At 33.3% G+C, this 19589-nt stretch carries 12 protein-coding genes and 2 pseudogenes; 11 read left to right on the top strand and 3 right to left on the bottom strand.

Annotation, left to right across the window (positions count from 1 at the left end; genetic code table 11):
* Positions 1–821: 821 nt before the first annotated feature.
* The 7 genes from rocD to ssuE all read left to right on the top strand — a co-directional run bounded on the left by rocD (position 822) and on the right by ssuE (position 9554).
* On the top strand, positions 822–2009 hold the full coding sequence (gene rocD / locus AOB58_RS10185; protein ID WP_021338858.1) for an ornithine--oxo-acid transaminase: 1188 nt from the start codon (positions 822–824) through the stop codon (positions 2007–2009).
* 47 nt (positions 2010–2056) lie between these two features.
* Positions 2057–3088 (top strand): N-acetyl-gamma-glutamyl-phosphate reductase, encoded by a 1032-nt coding sequence (gene argC, locus AOB58_RS10190; protein WP_021338857.1) that lies wholly within the window; start codon positions 2057–2059, stop codon positions 3086–3088.
* Positions 3089–3111: 23 nt separating this feature from the next.
* Positions 3112–4350, top strand: coding sequence for a bifunctional glutamate N-acetyltransferase/amino-acid acetyltransferase ArgJ (gene argJ / locus AOB58_RS10195; RefSeq protein WP_002506545.1), 1239 nt, complete (start codon positions 3112–3114; stop codon positions 4348–4350).
* A gap of 12 nt (positions 4351–4362) precedes the next feature.
* On the top strand, positions 4363–5124 hold the full coding sequence (gene argB / locus AOB58_RS10200; protein WP_064783388.1) for an acetylglutamate kinase: 762 nt from the start codon (positions 4363–4365) through the stop codon (positions 5122–5124).
* Between the two features lie 534 nt (positions 5125–5658).
* Entirely contained in the window at positions 5659–7368 is a 1710-nt protein-coding gene (acsA, locus tag AOB58_RS10205; RefSeq protein ID WP_056935979.1) for an acetate--CoA ligase, read from the top strand.
* A gap of 121 nt (positions 7369–7489) precedes the next feature.
* The gene (locus AOB58_RS10210; protein WP_002506548.1) at positions 7490–8899 is read left to right on the top strand and encodes an LLM class flavin-dependent oxidoreductase; all 1410 of its coding nucleotides are present in this window, start codon (positions 7490–7492) and stop codon (positions 8897–8899) included.
* A 115-nt stretch (positions 8900–9014) separates the two neighbouring features.
* On the top strand, positions 9015–9554 hold the full coding sequence (gene ssuE, locus AOB58_RS10215; RefSeq protein ID WP_002506549.1) for an NADPH-dependent FMN reductase: 540 nt from the start codon (positions 9015–9017) through the stop codon (positions 9552–9554).
* Between the two features lie 73 nt (positions 9555–9627).
* Here the strand turns inward: ssuE and AOB58_RS10220 are convergent, their stop codons facing one another.
* Entirely contained in the window at positions 9628–10287 is a 660-nt protein-coding gene (locus tag AOB58_RS10220; RefSeq protein WP_064783389.1) for a hypothetical protein, read from the bottom strand.
* A 237-nt stretch (positions 10288–10524) separates the two neighbouring features.
* Entirely contained in the window at positions 10525–12114 is a 1590-nt protein-coding gene (locus AOB58_RS10225) for an L-lactate permease (RefSeq protein WP_064783390.1), read from the bottom strand.
* A gap of 355 nt (positions 12115–12469) precedes the next feature.
* Between AOB58_RS10225 and AOB58_RS10230 the strand changes: the two genes are divergently transcribed.
* The 4 genes and pseudogenes from AOB58_RS10230 to nagB all read left to right on the top strand — a co-directional run bounded on the left by AOB58_RS10230 (position 12470) and on the right by nagB (position 18055).
* A complete protein-coding gene (locus tag AOB58_RS10230; RefSeq protein WP_002506552.1) occupies positions 12470–13723 on the top strand; it encodes an MFS transporter in 1254 nt (417 codons plus the stop codon).
* 526 nt (positions 13724–14249) lie between these two features.
* The gene (gene argF / locus AOB58_RS10235; RefSeq protein ID WP_064783391.1) at positions 14250–15281 is read left to right on the top strand and encodes an ornithine carbamoyltransferase; all 1032 of its coding nucleotides are present in this window, start codon (positions 14250–14252) and stop codon (positions 15279–15281) included.
* Between the two features lie 379 nt (positions 15282–15660).
* A pseudogene (locus tag AOB58_RS10240) lies at positions 15661–17198 on the top strand (PTS transporter subunit EIIC).
* Between the two features lie 134 nt (positions 17199–17332).
* Positions 17333–18055 carry a glucosamine-6-phosphate deaminase gene (gene nagB / locus AOB58_RS10245; RefSeq protein WP_002506555.1) on the top strand — a complete coding sequence of 241 codons (723 nt, stop codon included), beginning with the start codon at positions 17333–17335 and terminating at the stop codon, positions 18053–18055.
* 246 nt (positions 18056–18301) lie between these two features.
* Here the strand turns inward: nagB and AOB58_RS10250 are convergent.
* Positions 18302–19552, bottom strand: a pseudogene (locus AOB58_RS10250) (aminoacyltransferase).
* Positions 19553–19589: the final 37 nt, after the last annotated feature.

Below are 19589 nucleotides of genomic sequence, written 5' to 3' on the forward strand. Positions count from 1 at the left end.
GTAAAATGACACGCTATGGACTTTATCTATAGGACTGAAGGCGAATGAATTGTGCCACATCTTTATACATTAAGTATGGTTAATATGTATAAAGATACATTTATATACAGTTATTGTCGATTTAAAAGTTGGCTTGACTTGAGTTTTTATATGCGTATAATAATTCCGTATACAAGAGTTTGTATAAAAAATGCATTCAACTTGTTTTGAACGTAAAATAGATTAGCAAAAACGCAAATAAAATGGCAGCACTTTATGAATTATTTATACTTTGTAAGCGTTGCTTTCTTATTGTTAAAAAGTATCGTGAAAAATTGTATTAACGAGATTCATGCCCCGTATGATTTCATATCTAATTATTATAAATTTGATACAGCATGCTACGGCGTAGTATCTGTTTTAAATTTACTAAGCAAATCAATAAAGATAAAAGTTCAAATTTGAGCACAAACCAAAATTCTATAATAGCAAATGAAAATCTTAGATGGTGATAATTAATATTAAGCAAACTAAGTGGAAAGGAAACTTAGTTTGCCATTTTTATGAAAATAGTAGGGCGGTTACTGCCATAAAATAATTACATAACAGTTTTTTTAAAAGCCATCTGCACTAAATAATACAACTTATATACATTTAACAGAGTGTCATCACAGTATTTATAGAAATGTTAAGTATATAAAAAATTCGTAAAAAGGCTTTAAGGCAATTGTTTATTTAATTATTATTTAAATTAATCTTTGACTAATTGTAAAATTACGTGTATGATTTATGGATATTAATTCAAAATTTAGAATATTTATAGAAAAGGGATGAGGGTTTCGATGAATGATTTATTTGCACTAACAGATCAATACAGTTCGAACAATTATAGCCCGCTTAAACTGGCTTTAACGAAAGGTCTCGGTGCTAAAGTTTGGGATGTTGAAGATAATAGCTACATTGATTGTATTTCAGGTTTTTCAGTCGTCAATCAAGGGCATTGTCATCCGAAAATTATAAAAGCATTTCAAGAGCAAAGTGAAAAAATAACTATGGTATCACGTGCATTATATAGCGATAATTTGGGCAAATGGGAAGAGAAAATATGTTCACTTGCCAATAAAGAAAAAGTATTACCTATGAATACAGGTACAGAAGCCATTGAAACGGCAATTAAGATCGCACGAAAATGGGGATCTGATGTTAAAGGTATAGCGGAAAACCAAGGCGAAATTATTGCAATGAATGGTAATTTCCATGGTCGTACACTAGGTGCCTTATCGTTATCGTCGCAAGAAAGTTATAAAAAAGGTTTTGGACCTTTGCTAGATAATATGCAATATATGGATTTCGGAGATATCACTCGCTTGAAATCACTCATTAACGAAAATACAACCGCAATTGTACTTGAACCAATACAAGGTGAAGGCGGCGTCAACGTACCGCCAGATTATTTCATCCAAGAAGTTCGAAACTTATGTGATGAACACAACGTTCTATTTATTGCAGATGAAATACAAGTTGGTCTTGGTAGAACAGGTAAGATGTTTGCAATGGAATGGGAAGGTGTAGAACCAGACATTTACTTATTAGGTAAGTCGCTTGGTGGCGGTCTTTATCCGATTTCAGCAGTGTTAGCTAACGATGACGTGATGAAAGTACTTACACCTGGTACACATGGTTCAACATTTGGAGGTAATCCACTTGCATGTGCAGTATCAATCGCAGCATTAGATGTGTTAATTGACGAAAACTTAATCGAACGTTCTGCTGAACAAGGACAAAAATTACTTAACCATTTACAGCTGATAGACAGCAACATCATAAAAGATGTGAGAGGCAGAGGATTATTTATCGGTATTGAATTAACTGAAGCAGCACAATCTTATTGTCAACAGATGATAGAACAAGGTGTGCTATGTAAAGAAACACAAGGGAATATTATTAGACTTGCACCACCACTTGTTATTGAAGATGAGGAAATTGATAAAGTTATAAAAGTAATAACAGAAGTTTTAGAAAAAAAGTAAAGCATAACACTTAAAAAAGTTTGAATATTCAGAAAGGAATGAACGTTATGATAGAAGTTGGGATAGTAGGAGGCAGTGGTTATGGTGCAGTGGAGTTAATTCGATTATTACAACACCATCCAAATGTAACAATTAAATATATCTTTTCACATTCTAAAGCGGATGAACCAATAAAAGATACATTTCCTCACTTAACTCATTTAACGCATCACTACGAAGCTTTAGACACTGAAACAGTTGACTGTGATGTGATGTTCTTTGCTACACCTTCAAATGTAAGTAAACATGTAGCGCCAGATTTGGTAAAGAAAAATATAAAAGTCATCGATTTATCAGGTGACTTCAGATTAACTAATAGAGATGTCTACCAACAATTTTATGGTGAAGCAGCTGCGACACAACAACAATTAAATGATGCAAACTATAGTATTGCAGAATGGTCTGAAATAGATCAAACGAATACACAACTAGTAGCTAATCCAGGTTGTTTCCCTACTGCGACATTATTAGCGTTACATCCGTTAATAGATCAAAAACTAATTCAACAAGATTCAATTATTATAGATGCCAAAACAGGCGTTTCAGGAGCTGGAAGGTCACTTGCACAACACGTGCATTACGCTGAAATGAATGAAAACTTAAGTGCTTATGCGATTGGTAAGCATAAACATAAGCCTGAAATAGAACAATATGTCTCGCATTTAGCAAATGAAGATATCAAAGTAGTATTTACCCCGCATTTAGTACCAATGACACGTGGCATACTCTCTACGATATATGTGAAATTAAACAAACAAACTACTAGCGAAGATTTACATGCAACTTTCAAGCAATATTATGATAGTAAACCATTTGTACGCATTAGAGATTTAGGTAATTATCCTAAAACTAAAGAAGTATACGGTAGTAATTATTGTGATATCGGCATGTATGTTGACGAAGAAAGTCAAACAGCAGTGATTGTTTCTGTTATTGATAACTTAGTCAAAGGTGCAAGTGGTCAAGCAATACAAAATTTAAACTTAATGTATGGATTGAACGAAGCAACAGGATTAACACAATTACCTGTATATCCGTAATATAAAAAGAAAGGTGAGATGGGATGAAAGATATTGAAACGTTAGATACACTCAATCAATTGAAGATAGATTTACAAGGGGATGTAAGTTCTCCATTAGGTTTTATAGCTGGAGGCATGCACGTTGGATTAAGAAGAAAGAAAAAAGACTTTGGATGGATATACTCTACGACAGCAGCTGCTGCAGCAGGAACTTATACACTGAATCGTTTTAAAGCAGCACCGTTAAAAGTAACTGAAGAAACGATTAAAAATAATCAATCATTACAAGCCATTGTAGTGAATTCAGCAAATGCTAATTCATGTACTGGTGAAAAAGGTATACAAGATGCCAAAGACACGCAAGCATGGGTAGCAGAGCATTTAAATTTATCCAAAGAAAGCGTGGGTGTCGCGTCTACAGGTGTTATAGGATCGTTTTTACCTATGGATAAGATACAACACGGCACACAAAACGTTTTAAAAGAACAATATAATCAAAGTGAGTTTTTCAATCAAGCTATTTTAACGACGGACACATTTACTAAACATTTATCTGTGCAAGTTGAAATTGATGGTATAACTGTAACAATTGGAGGAACAGCTAAAGGTTCGGGTATGATTCATCCGAATATGGCAACAATGCTGTCATTTATTACTACAGATGCCAAAATTGATGCGGATACGCTAGACAATTGTTTAAAACAAACGATTGATAACTCTTTTAATATGATTACAGTTGATGGAGATTCTAGTACAAATGATATGGTTCTTGGCTTGGCAAATGGACAGGCGAACCATAATAAACTCGATACGTTACATCCAGATTGGGAAAAATTTGAATATGCGTTAAATTTTGTGAGCCAGTATCTTGCTAAATCTATAGCTAAAGATGGTGAAGGAGCGACGAAATTAGTTACGGCTAAAGTTAAAGGCGCAAATGATGTTGCAGAAGCAAGAAAAATTGCTAAAAGTATTGTATCATCAAGTCTCGTTAAAACAGCAATTCATGGTGAAGATGCCAACTTTGGAAGAATCGTTACAGCGATGGGCTATGCTTCTGAAGACATAGAACCAAGTCAGACGAATGTTTCTTTATGTAATGTGCCTGTCGTTGAAGATGGCATGTCAGTTGAATTTGATGAGTTACATTTAAAAAAACAATTAGAAGCGGATAATATTTACATTGAAGCATCAGTTGGTAATGGTGAAGGCGCAGCGTCAGCATATGGTTGTGACCTTTCATATGAATATGTACGTATCAATGCTTCATATAGAACCTAAGGAGTGTGACAGATGAGCTATATTGTAATTAAAATAGGTGGCAGCACTCTGACAAATCTACACGATTCAACAATAGAAGACATTGCATTTTTAAGACAACAAGGATTTAAACCCATCATTGTACATGGCGGTGGACCTTTTATTAATGAAGCTTTGGAGCAACAAGACGTGTCTACACAATTTAAAGATGGCTTAAGAGTGACAACGCGAGAAGTACTTTCAGTAACAAGTCAGACATTAATTGGATCAGTCAATCCAAGTCTCGTTAGCAAAATTAATAAATCAGATATTCAAAGTGTTGGTATCAATGGCATAGATGCAAAATTATTTGATGTCATCCCATTAGACGATAAATATGGTTATGTCGGTGAACCTACAGATGTCGATACTTCTGTACTTGCTTCATTAACAGAACAATTTGTACCAGTCATTGCATCTATAGGTCAACATAGAAGCACAGGACAATTGTATAACATTAATGCAGATACATTAGCATATAAAATCGCACAATTTTTACAGGCTCCAATTTATCTATTAAGTGATATTCCTGGTGTCATCATTGATGAAAAAGTGCAAGCTACACTGAATGCTGAACGTATCAATCACTATATCGATCAAGCGTCAATTTACGGCGGTATGATTCCTAAAGTTCAAGATGCGGTTCAAGCGATTGAATCAGGTTGTGAAAAAGTAGTCATTGCGGCAGGTAATGAATCACATATTATTAAAAAATTACAAAGCGGTCAAAACGTTGGTACAACCATCCAGCGTTAGTACGATCAACAATATATTTAAAAAAGGCTAACTATTTATTAACAATAAATAGTTAGCCTTTTTTAGCTTGGGAGTCACCACAACCACTGCTATTTTCAAAATACAAGTTCAACCATTCATTACAATGCTATATAACCGCCTACTATCCTTAGTTTGCCTAAATAAACCAAATGCATCTATGAGACTCAAATATCATCTCAAAAGACCTCTATATCTCTTGAGATGATAATGACATATTTATTCTCATCAATTATAAAATAAAATATAATATAATAATTATTTTTATTATCAATTATCATACCAAAGCAATCATAATCAAATGAATAATAAATTTCCTTTAAGTTATAATAATTTAAAATGAAATTGTGGAACAATTAAAAAATATTAAAATTATTTGTAAAACTTCTAAGATATGTGGCTCTAGGTTTCAAAGGTTTAAATCATACTAAAAATATCGGAATTATTAAATAATAGGTTGAATATTCAGAAAGTTCCATCTATAATGATTTTTAAATCTTTATAGGAGGCATACACATTACAACTGAAATTTTAAAAGGTGAAAAAGGAAACTTTAATCTTCAAGATTATGAATATACATATAATAACTTTGATTGGGAAGAAGCGGAAAAAGCATTTTCTTGGTATGAAACAGGAAAAGTAAATATGGCATATGAATGTATAGACCGTCACGTAGACAACGGTAAAGGGCAAAAAATTGCCTTGAATTATAAAGACAGCGCACAAGAAGCATCTTTTACTTTCGAAGATTTAAAGCTAGCTTCAAATAAAGTAGCGAATCTATTAAAGACAGAAGCTAATGTAGAAAAAGGCGATAGAGTGTTTGTGTATATGCCTAGAATGCCAGAACTTTATTTTTCATTTTTAGGTATTTTAAAAACTGGAGCAATATGTGGCCCATTATTCGAAGCATTTATGGATCAAGCAGTAGAAGAACGTTTAAGTAATGCAGACGCTAAAGTCTTAGTTACAACGGAAGATTTATTACCTCGTGTACCTTACTCAAAATTACCAGACTTAGAAACAATTATAGTTGTGGGTAACAATGTATCGCCAGAACATATTGATTTTCATACAGCGTTCAAGCATGCGAGTGATAGCTTCGACATTGAATGGCTAAATCGTGAAGATCCACTTGTATTGCATTACACGTCTGGTTCAACTGGCCAACCTAAAGGCGTCTTACATGCACAGGATGCGATGATTGTGCATTACATTACAGGGAAATATGTATTAGATTTACAAGAAGATGATATTTATTGGTGTACTGGAGATCCAGCATGGGTGACAGGATCGTCCTACGGCATATTCAGCCCTTGGCTTCACGGCGTAACGAATTGTGTCATAGGTGGAAGATTCTCACCAGAATTATGGTATGAAATGATAGAAAAATATAAAGTCACATTATGGTATACCGCACCTACAGCCTTACGTATGTTGATGAGTAAAGGCGAAGCATTCACTAAGCAATATGATTTATCAACGTTAAGAAGTATTTTGTCAGTCGGTGAACCATTAAATCCAGAAGTGATTCGTTGGGGCAATGAAGTATATGGCAGACGTATACTAGATACTTGGTGGATGACAGAAACCGGTGGATTAATGATTGTGAATTATCCAAGTCAGACAATTAAATTGGGTTCTATGGGTAAACCATTACCAGGTATTACTGCAAGTATTGTCGATGACGAAGGCAATGAACTACCTCCCAATACTTTAGGTAATTTAGCGTTAAAAGCAGGATGGCCTTCCATGATGAGAAAAATATGGAAAAATGAAGAAAAATTCAATTCATATTTTGTGAATGGTTGGTATATTTCTGGAGATTCAGCATATCGTGATGAAGACAATTACTTTTTCTTCAAAAGTAGAGTAGATGATGTGATTATGACATCAGGCGAAAGAGTAGGCCCGTTTGAAGTTGAGTCTAAACTTGTAGAACATCCAGCGATTGCTGAGGCAGGTGTTATTGGTATCCCTGATGACGTAAGGGGTGAAATAATCAAAGCGTATGTCACATTGCGTGAAGGCGTAGAGAAAACAGATGAACTCAAAGTTGAAATAAGACAATTTGTTAAGACCGGTTTAGCTGCACATGCTGCACCAAGAGAAATTGATTTTATGGATAAATTACCGAAAACAAGTTTTGGTAAAATTATGCGTCGTGTCTTAAAAGCTTGGGAATTAGATTTACCAGCTGGAGATTTGAGTACGATTGAAAAATAATTTTTAAATAATATCCGATTAATTATATCTAATTAATATAAAAATATTTTACATGATAAATGAAAATGGAAACATGAAATATAAGTACAGGTATCACTTAAACTCATAGGAGGTAATAACAATGGGAAAAAAACAAATACATTTCAATGGCTTTATTCAGAACTCACCAGCACCACACGCAATTGGACTTTGGAAACATGACAAACATGAAGGTGCGCAACATGGCACAATAGATTATTGGGTGAAGCTTGCAAAGCTTTTTGAAAAAGGCAAGTTCGATTCATTATTTATCGCTGATGTATTAGGAACATATAGTGAATATGGCAATGATTATAAAACAGCTGTACAACATGCCGTTCAAGTCCCAGATCATGATCCTTTATTAGTGATTTCTGCTATGGCGCAAGCAACAGCACATGTAGGGTTTGCACCAACTGTATCTACAACTTATTTTCAGCCGTATGATATTGCGAGAAAATTTTCTACATTAGATCATTTAACACATGGTCGTATTGGTTGGAACGTTGTGACATCTTACCTAGGAAGTGAAGCGGAAAATTTAGGGTTAACAGAACGTATGCCTAAAGAAACAAGATACGATCGTGCAGATGAATTTTTAGATGTAACGTATAAATTGTGGGAAAGCAGTTGGGAAGATGATGCAGTTGTAAAAGATAAAGCTACCAACACGTATGCAGATCCTGATAAAGTACATTTAATTAATCACAAAGGTCGTTTCTTTAATGTACCTGGACCACATATTGTAGAGCCATCTCCACAACGTACACCAGTATTATTCCAAGCAGGTGCTTCAGATAAAGGTCGTAACTTTGCAGGTAAACATGCAGAAGCAATCTTTGTCGTGAATCATTCACTTCAAGGTTTGGCTAATGATGTAAATGACATTCGTTCTAGAGCAACACAACAAGGCAGAAATAAAGAAGACTTAAAGGTATTTACTATGATTGTTCCCGTTATTGGTGATACGGTAGAAGAAGCAGAACAATTACATCAAGAGTTAATCCAACATATCACTTATGAAGGAACTGCTGCTTTATTAAGTGGACACACAGGCATAGACTTTTCTCAATTTGATCCTGATCAATATTTAGAAGATATTGAAACAGACGCAATTCAAAGCTTGTTAGATATTTATGCGAAAGATCCGACACGTAAATGGACACTGAAAGAGGCTATTAAACATCATGGCTTAGGTATTGGCTCAGTTCGCTTTGTCGGTACACCTACGCAAATTGCTGATGAAATAGAGCATTGGGTTGAAGTTGCTGATGTAGATGGATTTAATATTGCCTATGGAACGATACCAAATTCATATGAAGATTTCATAGAAAAAGTCGTTCCAATATTACAAGCACGTGGCGTTTATCGTAAAGATTATGATGAAGAAAATACAACACTTAGAGAAAATTTATTCGGTAAAGGTGAAAAGTATTTAAGATCAACGCATCCAGGATCACAATACAAACCGCAATTAAATGAACAATATAGTTATAGTACAGCAGAAATTTAAATTTGATAGAGACAAAGCGAACAACAATAACATGTTTGGTTTTTAAAAAATTGAGCTCCTGTCAGGTGTCTGAGAAAGTATAAGCAGTTTGAATAAATAAAGGGGGACATTAAAGATGGCAAGTGTAGCAATCATTGCAGGTGGAAATAAATTACAATCTCGTTTAACAGGTATTGTTGAGTATGCTGAAAAATATCTAGAAGGTGAAGGTATTGATACAGATGTTGTACACGTTCATCAATTAGACGCAGAAGCGTTGATTACAGCGGATTTTTCTAATGCGTCTATTAATGAAACACATCAGAAAATAGAAAGCGCAGATGGTATTATTATCATATCTCCTGTATTTAAAGCAGCTTATTCAGGTATTGTTAAAACGTATTTAGATTTATTACCAAGAGGTGCTTTCACAGGTAAGACAGTATTGCCGTTAGCATTAGGCGGAACCTTTGCACATGTATTAGCAATTCAATATAGCTTAGATCCAGTGATTAAAGAATTAGGTGCAGATACAATTCACAAAGGTAGATTTATATTAGATAAACACATCACTTCTAATGAAGACGGCACTTATGATTATGATCAAGAAGCAAAAGATGGATTAGATAAAACGTTAAAAAAGTTTGTCAGTGACAAATCACAGGTAAGGGAATAATATTTTGAATATAAAAAGGATGGGAGTGTGACATCAATACATGTCTTGCTCCCATCCTTTTTTATGTATAAATTTATAAAGATACTAAAGACCATTGATGTTTGGCGTCGTAAGTTAATTTGAAGTCTTGTGTTTCAATAGCTATCGGAAATGCAGTAGATGCTTTATCAGAAAAAATCCATTTTTTATTTTCTGGCGTCAATAAAATATAACACTCATCGTCTGAATCACACATGAAATTTAAACCTTCTGGAGAAAATGAGCGTGCTTCATGTGTTGTAAGATGATGATTGATTAAAGCTTGATACACATCGTCTAGTTCATTACATACAAATCCGACTTCACTAATTCTTGAAAATTCAGGATCATCCGTCATATTAGATACCCTTGCAATGAGTTCGACAATATTACCTGAAGGATCATTAAAATAAAGTGAATGTGCAACGAAGGATTCAAAATAAGTTGTGTGTTGACCATCTTCCATTAATAAAAATAAGATATTTTGATAGTGTTGTTTCATATCATAAAAATGATTGTAAGGAATATCTATTGCAAAGTGGTAAAACGGTTGATTGATTTCTTCAGATTTTTGAAAATGTAATTGAGTTTCCCCAATTTGAACAATAAAAGAATCTTGATCAATAACTTGAACAGGACATTCTAATGTTTCTTCGTAAAACTGCAAAGTTTCTTCCAACTCAGATGTTAATAATGTAACATTTTTAAATTTCATTTGTAGATCCCCATCCAATCCCATTGTTTAGTTTGGCAAATAAATTTAATTAATAAGTTAATTGTACTTTATCAAAATATTAAGGAGTATGATAATATAACGAAGTTATAAAGTAAAAATACACTTTAATCTATTGGATATCCTAGGTGTTTTGCAGCATTAAAAAAGAACATATAAAAACAGACTAAATGCTAATCAAAGCACTTAGTCTGTTTTATTTATTAATTTCTAATTAAATTAGAAGAAAAATAGTGTGAAGATATACGCACTAATACCTGCAAGTGCACAATATAATAGTGCTGGTCCGAGCGTTTTTCTAATAACACTACCTTCTTTACCTGGCATATCGACAACAGCACAAACTGCAACAACGTTATGAACACAAATCATATTACCTGCAGCGGCACCAATAATTTGTGCGGCTAATACAGTGAATGGTTCAGCATCAATTGCGTTTGCGATGTTCATTTGAATTGGTGAGAATGTAAGTGTTGAAACAGTAGCGCTTCCTGTAATAAAGGAACCTAAGGCACCTAAGAATGGAGCGACAAATAACCAAATTGGACCTAAGTATTGGGACATAGCATTAGCTATGTACTCAGGCATACTAATTAAGTCATTGGCATTAATACCAGAGTTAATGAAGACGTGAACCATCGCTAGTGTCGCAATAAGCGTAATACCTGTAATTTTAATTGTACTCAATGATTCCTTACTAGCTTTAGTTAGGTCTTTAAACGGTTTTTTCTGAATGAGTATCGCAAATATTGCGGATAGTATTAAGATGGTTCCGGGTGAATATAACACTTCCCAATCTGATGAAATCTCTTCAAAATTCATTATATTAGTCCAAGTTAAATCTAAAACACTTGTTGTGAAATCTTTAATAAATGGTACCGTTCTTGTAAGTAGTAATAAGACAACTACCATTAAATACGGTGCCCAAGCTGTTAGCAAACTCATTGAGTGTTCAGACTCATTAGTTTCATATGAATCATCTAAGCCATCTTTCCACTCAGTCTTAGGCAATAACCAACCTTTACTTGCAGTTATAACTGCTACTATTAGACCAGTTAATGAACCTAAAATTGCAACGAACTCTGCGCCAAATAAGAATGCATAAGCAAATGCTGAACCAGCATAAACAACACCAATTAAAGCGAGCCATGGTAACATTTCAAGTATAGATTTTAATTTGTTTTTCTTACCAAAGAAAACAACTAAAGTAATGATTACAATAACTGGAATGAAAATACCGCTTAATAAATCTAATGTAGTAATACGTTCAGCAGTAGATTGGAAGAATGCACTGTCAGCATCTTTCAATGTACTCAATCCTACAAGGACAGGCGTACCAACCGCACCAAATGATACGGCCACACTATCTGCGATTAATGCAGATACTACAGCAATCATTGGTCTGAAACCTAAAGCTACCATTAATGGCGCTGTAACCATTGCAGGTGTACCAAAACCAGACGCACCTTCAATAAGTGATCCGAATAAGAAAGCGACGATAATCACTTGGACACGCATATCTCCAGATATTTTCTGGAAGCCTGAATTAATACGATTTACAGCCCCAGTTTGTCGTAAAGTATTAAGTAATACAAGCGCACCGAATAAGATATATAGAATCGTAAACGTTTTGTGCGTACCTTGTAATAATGAGGCAATTACGACATTACCTTTCATACCCCAAACAAATATTCCCAATAACGTAACAACAATTGCACTGATTATCATACCTTTTAAAGCTGACATACGAAGCAGCACTAAAAAGATAAACGGTACAATTACAGCACTTAAAGCAATTAATAACAGCATATATTTTAACCCCTAACTTACAAATTAATATCATCTAGTCATATGATGATTAAATCATGATTATTGTAAACGTTTTCAGTATAAAAATCAATCATCTGTAATTAATATATAACTTAAATAATTTATTAAACATATCAAAAAAATAGCTGTGTTTATTTAATAGAGTACTATAGAAGGTGTAATAATACAAAAAGTATCTATTATTAATTATAAATCGAAAGAAAACGAAAGGAAACGAAAATAAATTTGCATTATTAGAAAAAATACAATAATATAAAGGCAATATATGAAAGCGTTTTCTAATTGTATAAGTAGCCATAAGTTATCAATTTAATTACATAGGGGTGTGTTAAATATGAATAAAAAATTAACGAAAATGGGAATGCCACCAACCTTATTATGGGGTTACATTGGCGTATTAATATTTATGATGGGGGATGGATTAGAACTTGCATGGATTAGTCCTTATCTTCATGATCATGGCTTATCCGTTCAACAAACTGCAATTTTAACGACTTGTTATGGTGTGACGATTGCAATTGGATCTTGGTTCTCTGGTGTTTTGGTCGAAATTATTGGACCGCGTAAAGTTATGTTATTAGGCACAGGTTTATATATTGTTGGTCATATTATATTTGTAGGATTTGCGATACCTACGATGAATTATGAATTAATGATTCCATCGTATGCTATTCGAGGATTTGGTTATCCGTTGTTTGCTTATTCATTTTTAGTTTGGGTGGCTTACCGTTCACCTCAAAAACGATTAGGTGCCGCAGTAGGTTGGTTCTGGTTTGTATTTACAGGTGGTTTAAGTGTGCTTGGTTCATTCTATTCTTCATTTGCAATTCAATGGTTTGGTCATGTGTTCACTTTATGGACAGCCATTATATGGGTACTTATCGGAACATTTTTAGCTGTATTTGTAAACAGAGATCAATTTGAAATAGAAGATAAAGGGCATGGTGTTAAAGAACATGTAAAAGAAATGGGCGCTGGAATTACGATATTAAAAAGAGAACCACGTGTTGCAGTGGCATGTATTGTAAGAATAATTAATCAAGCGGCACAATATGCATTTCCATTGTTCTTACCAATATATTTATCATCCAAAGGTATTGCAACGACGACTTGGCTCAATATTTGGGGAACAATTTTTATCGCAAATATTATATTTAATTTAATATTCGGTGCGTTGAGTGACAAGATTGGTTGGAAGAATACAATCTCATACATCGGTGGTGTTGGTTGTGCTGTGTTTACATTAGGATTATATTTTGTACCAGAATTATTTACAGGTAATGTATTTGTCGTTGGTACTGTAGGATTTTTATGGGGTATGTGTCTAGCAGGATTTGTTCCAATTTCTGCGCTTGTACCTTCTCTTGTAGGTGATGGCGATAAAGGACCAGCGATGGCTATATTAAACTTAGGCGCAGGGCTATGTGTATTTGCTGGACCTGGGTTAGTAGCATTATTCTACGATAGTATTGGTGTAAAAGGAATGATGTACTTAATCTTTGGATTATATGTGGCAAGTGCAATTATGACACGTTTCTTAAAAACACCTGAAGAACGTGCAAAACTTAGTAAGAAAGAAGCAACATAAGCGAAAAAGCATGTATTTAAAAAATAAATATTTATCGTTATTGGAGTCCCATTCTAGTTTGGAAATTAGAATGGGACTCTCTTATTTTAAAAAGCTAATTATGCAATCGTTTTGAAATGGTGTGGAAATGAAAGACTAATTTTCTTGGAACTCTCCAGAAATAACTTGAGCAACAATCTGTTTGATTACAGCCACAATTTCATTTAACAGAATCGATGACCTCCGTCAGTTAAGTAGTTCAGGAACATTGTAGTATAAAAAAGTAGTGTAATGTGCATTCGTGCATAACTCAAAAAATAAATTTCACAAGTGTGGTTCATTAAAAAATACATTGCATAAATGCTTTGAAAAACTGCATAAATGTTAAAAACATTAGTTTAAATTAGTGCTGTTTATCAAATGATGTAAGATAATATTTTGAACTTTAATTCAACAATATACAGTATAAAGTATATTTATACTTGTTTTATCTGTTAATTACGTATATTATGTATATAAATCTTATAAAAATATTGGAGTGATGAAAATGGGGTTGAACACAACAGCTTTAAATAAGTTACAAGTTTTTAAAGGGGAACACTTTTTGAAAACATGCGATTTTTCAGCAGAAGAATTGAATACATTGATAGATTTTACTGGAGAGTTAAAGGAAAAGAAAAAACGTGGGATCCCTCATCCTTATTTAAAAGGAAAGAATTTAGCGTTACTCTTTGAAAAACCCTCTACAAGAACACGTTCGGCATTTAGTGTTGCCGCGTATGATTTGGGCGCATACCCAGAGTATTTCGGCCAAGGAGATATTCACTTAGGTGTGAAAGAATCTACAGCTGATACTGCAAAAGTATTAGGACGTATGTATGATGGTATTGAATTTAGAGGTTATCATCAAAAAGATATAGAATCTTTAGCTAAAAATGCCAATGTACCAGTTTGGAATGGCTTGACGAATGAGTGGCATCCAACGCAAATGATTGCGGATTTCTTTACATTAAAAGAAAATTGGGGAACTTTAGAAGGCAAAACATTAACTTATGTAGGTGATGCTAGAAATAATGTAGCACATGATTTACTTATTACTGGAGCAATATTAGGTGTTAACGTACATATTGCTGCACCTAAATCTTTACAACCTGATGAAGCAATTCAAAAGTTAGCTAAGGATTATGCTGCACAATCTCAGAGTGAAATTTTAATTACGGATGACGTGAATCAAGCGATTTATCAAACAGATGCTATTTATACAGATGTATGGTTATCAATGGGTGAGGATCAATCTGTTTTAGAAACACGTATTAATGAGTTATTACCTTATCAAGTCAATGAATCGATGCTACTGAATACAATGAATCCTGATGCAATCGTCTTACATTGTTTGCCAGCATTTCATGATTTAAACACTGAAGTAGGACAACAGATTTATGAAAAATATGGCTTGTCTGAAATGGAAATTACGGATGACGTATTTCAAGGTGAGCACGCTGTGATATTTGATCAAGCTGAAAATAGATTACATTCTATAAAAGCAATTATGTCAGTGACACTAGGCGATATATTTTAAGCGAAGTAATAGCTGTAAGGGGTGGGAATACGAAATCAAATTTTAAATTTTGATTTCTGTCCCTCCCCATTTTTTTGCACACCATACGAAGTCACAGATTATAGTCTTGAGCCACTATTATTTACCGAAAATGTTGGCTCAAAACACTGCCGAGAAACTTTTAATATGACAATGTAGATTGTAAAGTGCCTTTGATAGGTCAAAAAGATTACTTAATATATAAAGAAAACTGTTGTTTAAGTGAACTAAACGGGGTTTATGATGAAGGGCTTACATAAAAAGCGTTATATCTTTTGAAAATGTTTTTCATAATGACGAATTGTATTGATCATCATTTTCTTTACTTGTATATTTATGGTAATTAGGAGGTTAATCAATTATGAGTAAGCTATTTGAGAAAGCACAACAATTCGGTAAGTCCTTTATGTTACCTATAGCGATTTTACCAGCAGCTGGTTTATTGTTAGGTATTGGTGGGGCATTAAGTAATCCAAATACAATCAAAGCATATCCTTTATTGGATATTGAACTATTACAAAATATATTTATATTAATGTCATCTGCAGGTAATATTGTCTTCCAAAATTTACCTGTTATTTTTGCAGTGGGTGTTGCGATTGGCTTAGCCAAAAGTGATAAAGGGACAGCAGGTTTAGCTGCGATGTTAGGGTTCCTCATTATGAATGCTTCAATGAATGGTTTGTTAATTATTACTGATACATTAGCAGACGGTAATTTAGCTAAAGAAGGACAAAGTACAGTCCTTGGAATACAAACAGTGGAAACAGGCGTATTTGGTGGTATTATAACCGGTGTCATGACAGCGCTTTTACATAATAAGTTCCATAAAATATCCTTGCCAGCCTATTTAGGCTTCTTTGGAGGTTCGCGTTTTGTTCCTATTATCACAGCATTAGGTTCTATTCTATTAGGTGTCGTGATGTTCTTTATTTGGCCAACTGTTCAAGGATGGATATTTGGTGTTGGAGACCTCGTAGATAAGACAGGCGTTATTGGTACATTTTTCTTTGGTTTTATTTTAAGGCTTTTAGGACCATTTGGTTTACATCATATTTTTTACTTACCATTTTGGCAGACAGCACTGGGTGGTACTTTAGAAGTGAAAGGACAAATTGTACAAGGTACACAAAACATCTTTTTTGCTCAATTGGGTGATCCTGATGTTACTAAATATTATTCAGGTGTATCAAGATATATGTCTGGTAGATTTATTACCATGATGTTTGGTTTATGTGGTGCAGCATTGGCAATCTATCATACTGCAAAGCCAGAACGTAAAAAAGTCGTTGGCGGATTAATGTTATCTGCAGCGTTAACATCATTTTTAACAGGAATTACAGAACCATTAGAATTCAGTTTCTTATTTGTAGCACCAGTCCTTTATGTCATACATGCTTTTTTAGATGGTTTAGCGTTTATGTTCGCAGACATATTTAATATTACAATTGGTCAAACATTTAGTGGTGGTTTCATTGATTATCTATTATTTGGTATATTGCAGGGAAACGCTAAGACGAATTTCTTATGGGTAATTCCAATAGGTATCGTTTGGTTTATACTTTATTATATAATATTCAGATTTTGCATCACGAAATTTAATTTCAAAACACCTGGGCGTGAAGAAGGTGAAGCGGCTGAAACTGTAGAAGCAACTGATCGTGCTAAAACGATTATTCAAGGTCTTGGTGGTAAAGAGAATATTGATGTCGTTGATTGTTGCGCAACAAGATTAAGAGTGACCTTAAAGACTAATCAAGATGTTGATAGAAAAGTATTAGAGTCGACCGAGGAAGAGGCGTGATTCAGAAGGGTAACGGCGTTCAAATTGTTTATGGCCCCCATGTAACTACGATAAAAAATGAAGTAGAAGAACTATTAGATAGTCGACAGTCATAAACAGGCGTATAATGGTATTGTATGCATGATTCATTTTATATTAATTTGATTAAAAACAGATAATTATGTAATATAGGATATTAAATGTTAATTATGAAAATATATAGTGATATTAGAAAGAATGGGGTAGAAATATGAACGTTATAAATTTGAAAGATCGCACAACGGCGAGTCAATATGTTGCTATAGAACTTTTAAAACAAATAAAGTCGCAACCTAATGCTGTGTTAGGTCTTGCTACGGGAAGTACAATGATTGATATTTATAAATACTTATCGGAATTAATTAATGTTAATCACACAAAATTAAATGATGTGGTGACATTTAATTTAGATGAGTATATTGGGTTAGCGGCAGATCACGAACAAAGTTACCATGCTTATATGAAAGAGAATTTATTCAATCATAATAGCACTTGGAATGAAGACAATATTTATTTACCTAAAGGTGATGCAGAAGATGTAGAAAAAGAATGTATAGCTTATGAGCAATGTATACAAGATGCAGGGCCAGCAGACATTCAAATTTTAGGTATCGGTGAAAACGGACATATTGGTTTTAATGAGCCATTTTCATCATTTGAAAGTGAAACACGCGTAGTAGATTTAACGGATTCAACAATCAAAGCCAACAGTCAACACTTTGATAATATTGAAGATGTACCTAAACAAGCTATTTCAATGGGCTTAGCATCTATCATGAATGCGAAGCGTATCATTCTGATAGCGTTTGGAAGTAATAAGCAAGAAGCAATCCAACAATTACTGGATGGTAAAGTGTCAGAATCACTTCCTGCTTCAATCTTGCACCAACATCCGAATGTAGAAGTTATCGTCGATGACTCAGCTTTAAATTAAATAAATATACAAAAGCGATACATGTTTGTATTGGTTTAGAATGTCGACAAAGTTTATGACTTTGTTGGCATTTTTTTGTGGGCTTTTTGCTGGCGCAACTTCATCCTGTAGTCGTCGGGTTATTCAGAAATTGGCCTAAGGCGCTGCCATTTTCAAGAAATATTAAATAATGAGATAAATGAACAAAAATAGATTCAAAACCAAATACCATTACAGCGTTTGGTTTTGAATCTAGCTGAATCTAATTCATTTAACGTGTCTATTTTTATTTAATAAATATAGTTTATATAAATATTTTCTGATTGGAATTATAAAATCGCCAATATATTCTTCTACGTGTGCATTAAAGCCTTTTTTAAATTGCTGTACGCCATAATCTTCAGAAGTTTCACTGAAGTCTCCAGTAATGCCATAAAAATTATATCTTGGAATAGCATTATTTATGGCAAATGTAATCATATCCCATTGCAAACGATAAGATCCCATAAATTGGTTGTATTTAGGATTAGAACCACTAGATAGGTAATAAACTTCATCTTTCGTGTATATATAAAATGCGGCAGCTAAATTTAAGATATTTCCTTCTGTTGAGATTAATTCAATCGTCTGATTAATTTTTCTTTCATAACTATTTTGTTGTTGTGTTAACTGGTACAATTTCGTTTTTGTTTTTTTAGAATTAGTGTTTTCTTGTAATTTATTCTCTAAATCTTTAATTTCTAAAAGAAGACTAGCATTTTTCTTTTGCAATTGTTGTTTATAATTTTCTAAATTGATATACGCGAGTTTTAACATGGAGTGATTGGCATAAATTTTTTGCATTTCCTCAAAATAAGCTTTATCTCTAAATTTAAAATTATGCTTTTCTTCTGCCATTTGAAATAGTTCAAAGAATACATTAGTTTCTGAAATATCCAGTGTTTTTACTTCTACACCCATTTCAAAAGTTTTTTTAATGTTACGACGTGTCTGATAATCCATTTCTTTTAATATGGTACTCTCATTTTTATTTTTTAAATTTAAAACAGATAATCACCTAATTTGGCTAGTGGTAGAGTAACCGATACTATAACCTTGATGAGCATAACCTAATTTTGATAATACATTTTTAAGCTTTTTATTATCATAGTGCTCAATTATTTTTCCATCAGCATCTCTAATATTTTCTAAAATATATGGATCTATTAAAGCGAATAAGGCTTTTTGAGCTTTTAAATATACTTTTAAATTTTCAAAAAAGAATTTAGTTAATATTGGATTACTATAATCTAAAACCGGACCTCTGTGAGAGTAAAAGTATTTAAAAAATCTTAATGCCCTAGCTTCTGTTAATAGACAAGCTGCAATCACTTTCTTATCTTCTTTAACACCTACTAAATGTACATCCTTCTTCTTATTATTTCTATAATGAAAATGAGAAGTAGACTGGGTATAATGCACAAAGTTTTGATTAATAAAATCAGTGAATTCTTTTTCTGTTAATTCTACGAAGTTCATCTTTTCACCTATTTCTTAAATGATAAGAAACCTGGAT

The organism is Staphylococcus sp. AntiMn-1 (assembly GCF_001663395.1).
GTDB classification, from domain to species: domain Bacteria; phylum Bacillota; class Bacilli; order Staphylococcales; family Staphylococcaceae; genus Staphylococcus; species Staphylococcus equorum.

Excerpts from the sequence above, each read along its gene's own strand:
- rocD (WP_021338858.1), top strand. The coding sequence starts at position 822 with ATGAATGATTTATTTGCACTAACAGATCAATACAGTTCGAACAATTAT.
- argC (WP_021338857.1), top strand. The coding sequence starts at position 2,057 with ATGATAGAAGTTGGGATAGTAGGAGGCAGTGGTTATGGTGCAGTGGAG.
- argJ (WP_002506545.1), top strand. The coding sequence starts at position 3,112 with ATGAAAGATATTGAAACGTTAGATACACTCAATCAATTGAAGATAGAT.
- argB (WP_064783388.1), top strand. The coding sequence starts at position 4,363 with ATGAGCTATATTGTAATTAAAATAGGTGGCAGCACTCTGACAAATCTA.
- AOB58_RS10210 (WP_002506548.1), top strand. The coding sequence starts at position 7,490 with ATGGGAAAAAAACAAATACATTTCAATGGCTTTATTCAGAACTCACCA.
- ssuE (WP_002506549.1), top strand. The coding sequence starts at position 9,015 with ATGGCAAGTGTAGCAATCATTGCAGGTGGAAATAAATTACAATCTCGT.
- AOB58_RS10220 (WP_064783389.1), bottom strand. The coding sequence starts at position 10,287 with ATGAAATTTAAAAATGTTACATTATTAACATCTGAGTTGGAAGAAACT.
- AOB58_RS10225 (WP_064783390.1), bottom strand. The coding sequence starts at position 12,114 with ATGCTGTTATTAATTGCTTTAAGTGCTGTAATTGTACCGTTTATCTTT.
- AOB58_RS10230 (WP_002506552.1), top strand. The coding sequence starts at position 12,470 with ATGAATAAAAAATTAACGAAAATGGGAATGCCACCAACCTTATTATGG.
- argF (WP_064783391.1), top strand. The coding sequence starts at position 14,250 with ATGGGGTTGAACACAACAGCTTTAAATAAGTTACAAGTTTTTAAAGGG.
- nagB (WP_002506555.1), top strand. The coding sequence starts at position 17,333 with ATGAACGTTATAAATTTGAAAGATCGCACAACGGCGAGTCAATATGTT.